A 2,574-nucleotide genomic window follows, 5' to 3' on the forward strand; every position below is an offset into this window, starting at 1 on the left:
CAAGCAGACCGTCCTCGGCGGTGCCGTGCCACAGGATGGCGTGCGCGGCGGGCGGCTCGGTGCCGGGCTGCGGCGCCAACCTCTCCTCGAGGCCTGCCCGTAGCGCGAGGAGCTGGCGCGTGCGGTCGAGCCGCAAGGGCAGGTCCCCGGCCGATTCCGCGTCCTCGGCCGAGCGGACCTCGGGGCTGAGCATCGTCCACAGCCGGTACTGGACGGCCATGAAGGTGATGGCCCACCAAGCCGGGGAGACAAATTCCTCAACGTCGCGGGCCAGCTCGAGGAGCGTGTCGCGGAGCGCCAGCGGGGGCGCCGTACCGTTGACGACGATCCGCCGTAGCGTGCCTAGCCCGAGCTCGCGGGCATGCTCGGCCAGGATGACCGACCGCGTCGCGATCACAGCCGAGGCGCATGGACCGAGGACGCGCAGCGCGCTTCGCAAGGCTGCGCCGGTCTGGCATGCGTTGATCCAGACGATGGGGGGAAAGCCGGAATTCGACAGCAGGTGATTGGTCAGCAGGTGTTCCAGCTCTTCGACGGCGTGCTCGCCGTCGTCGCCCCGGGAGGGGTCAAAGGCGAGAATCGTGTCCCCGCCCCGGACTCGCGCATGGCCGTAGAAGTAGACGATGTGGGGACGGAAATGCTCGTCGACAAGCAGGGCCTCGACCTCCCTGAACGTCCGTGCCGACCTGACCCGGTCCATGTGGGGTCCGTAATGCGACGCGAGTGCCTTCCTGAGGCGGTCGCGGTGGCCACTGCCTCCGGTCCGCCGGTCGGGCTCGTCGGGATCGGGGTCGGTGCAGATCAGCAGCAGGTTCGGGCGAAGCGGCAGCGTGACCTCGTCGACAATCGGCTCGCCATTGCGCCTGTGGGCGGCTTGCACCGTGATTGCGGTCCCGCGAAGCGCCAAGAAGGGGTCGCCCTCGTCGCCGCCCTGGGTAAGCAGGCCCCAGGGCATCCGGAGCACGAAGTCACGGAGCGCCTCGTCCGTCTCGCCTCCCTCGCCCGGCTCGGGCAGGATGTGGATGCGGCGGAGGGCGACCGGCCGCGCGTCCGGCCCGAACAGGGCGACGAAGAGCCTCCGCCCGATGCGCCTCTGGATGCGAGGCGGCAGGAGGCGGCCGATGTCGCCGGCCTCCAGCTCCCGTCCGGCGAGGGCATCGGATAGGTCGCGGAAGGTGCGCGTCTCCTCGGGGTCGTAGACCTCATCCAGCGACAGGTCGATGTCGCGCCAATCCGGCGGAGGGAGCTGCCTAGTCAGTCGATCGGGCTTGCACTGCAACCTGCCGTCAGCGCCGCGACGGAGGCGAATTTCGAAGCGGTAAGGGGCCCTCATGACGACACCGTCTCGCCCTCCGCCGCTGACGGAGGCGCGGCGCCCTTGCCGGGGGGAGGGGCGGTGGGGAGCGGCGGCAGGAGGGCAGCCGGCAGGTTTTCCGGGGGGTGGTAGTCGAGAGGGCGGAGCTCGATCCGCGGAGGCAGCAGGCCGTCGCGCGCCAGCAGGGCGAGGCGGCCGCTCTGCCCGGCGACCGCCACGGCGCGGCGGCGCCCGTCGGCCGCGCGGATCGGCCGGTCGAGGAGCCCCACCGCCGCGAAGGGCTCCCCGTCGGGACCGCGCAGGGACAGGCCGATCACGTCGAAGCTCCCGTCCATCCCGAGCACGGCGATTGACAGTCCTTCGAGTCTCGAGGCGGCCCCCTCGGAGGCCGTGCGGGCGGCGGCGCGGCCGGGATAGGGCACGATGCGGCCCGCATCGTAGCCGAGCTGCGCCTCGGCCTGGAGCGCCTCGCCGTCGTGGACGACGAGGCCACCCCCGGCGACGGCAGCGACCACCGCCTCGCGCGCGGCCCCCTCGCTGAGGCGCGCCACGGCGAGGGCGTGGGCGACGTGGCCCAGGCGATAGGGGTCGCGCTCGCCGTCGCCCATGGCGGGGAAGACGGCGACGTCGCCGCTGTCGAGCGCGGCGAAGACCTCCTGCTCGGTGCAGGCGAGCGCGGTGGGCCGGGCGCGGCAGGGCAGGGACATCGGCCTCGTGCTCTCGGTCAGGGCGACGCGCAGCACCTCGTCGCCGGAGGGATGGGCCAGGAACAGGGCGCGGCCCTGCGGGTCCAGCGCCACCGACGGCGGCGGCTGCCCCTGGAAGCCTGGCAAGTCGAGCGGATCGAAGCGCCAGCGCCCGTCGTCCTTGGGCCGGAGCAGCCCCCAGGCCCCCGAGGTCAGGCCGAGGACGGCGACCCTTGTGCCCATCGCCGTCCGCAGGGTGGCCACGGGACCCAGGTCGGAGACCTCCTCGATCTCCTGCGACGTGCCGAGGAGAGTGTCGAGTACCCTGAGCCCGCTGCCGTCGGCCAGCAGCAGATGCCGAGCGCCGGGGAGGAAGGCGCCGAAGGCGGGCTCGTCCCCGGCGGAATCGCCGGGGAGGCGGATGCGGACTGTGGGCGGGCCCAGGTCCCACCTTGCCGGGAGGACGACGCGGCCGCGGTCCTGGTAGCCGGGCCCCGCGCCCTCCGGGCGGAGGAGGCGCTCCCGGTGGCGCGCGAGGAGCGGCCCATCGCCGAGCGGGATCGTGTCGGCGCC

General features: G+C 73.4%; 2 protein-coding genes. Both read right to left on the reverse strand.

Going from position 1 to position 2,574, the window contains the following annotated elements:
* Positions 1 to 1,333, reverse strand: a 1,333-nt coding sequence (locus AC5JLB_RS26720; RefSeq protein ID WP_495876869.1) for a CHAT domain-containing protein, incomplete at its 3' end; no start/stop codon positions are given.
* On the reverse strand, positions 1,330 to 2,574 hold a 1,245-nt coding region (locus AC5JLB_RS26725; RefSeq protein ID WP_495876870.1), incomplete at its 5' end, for a hypothetical protein. The genes AC5JLB_RS26725 and AC5JLB_RS26720, both read right to left, overlap by 4 nt.

The sequence above is a fragment of the Myxacorys chilensis genome (assembly GCF_059505265.1).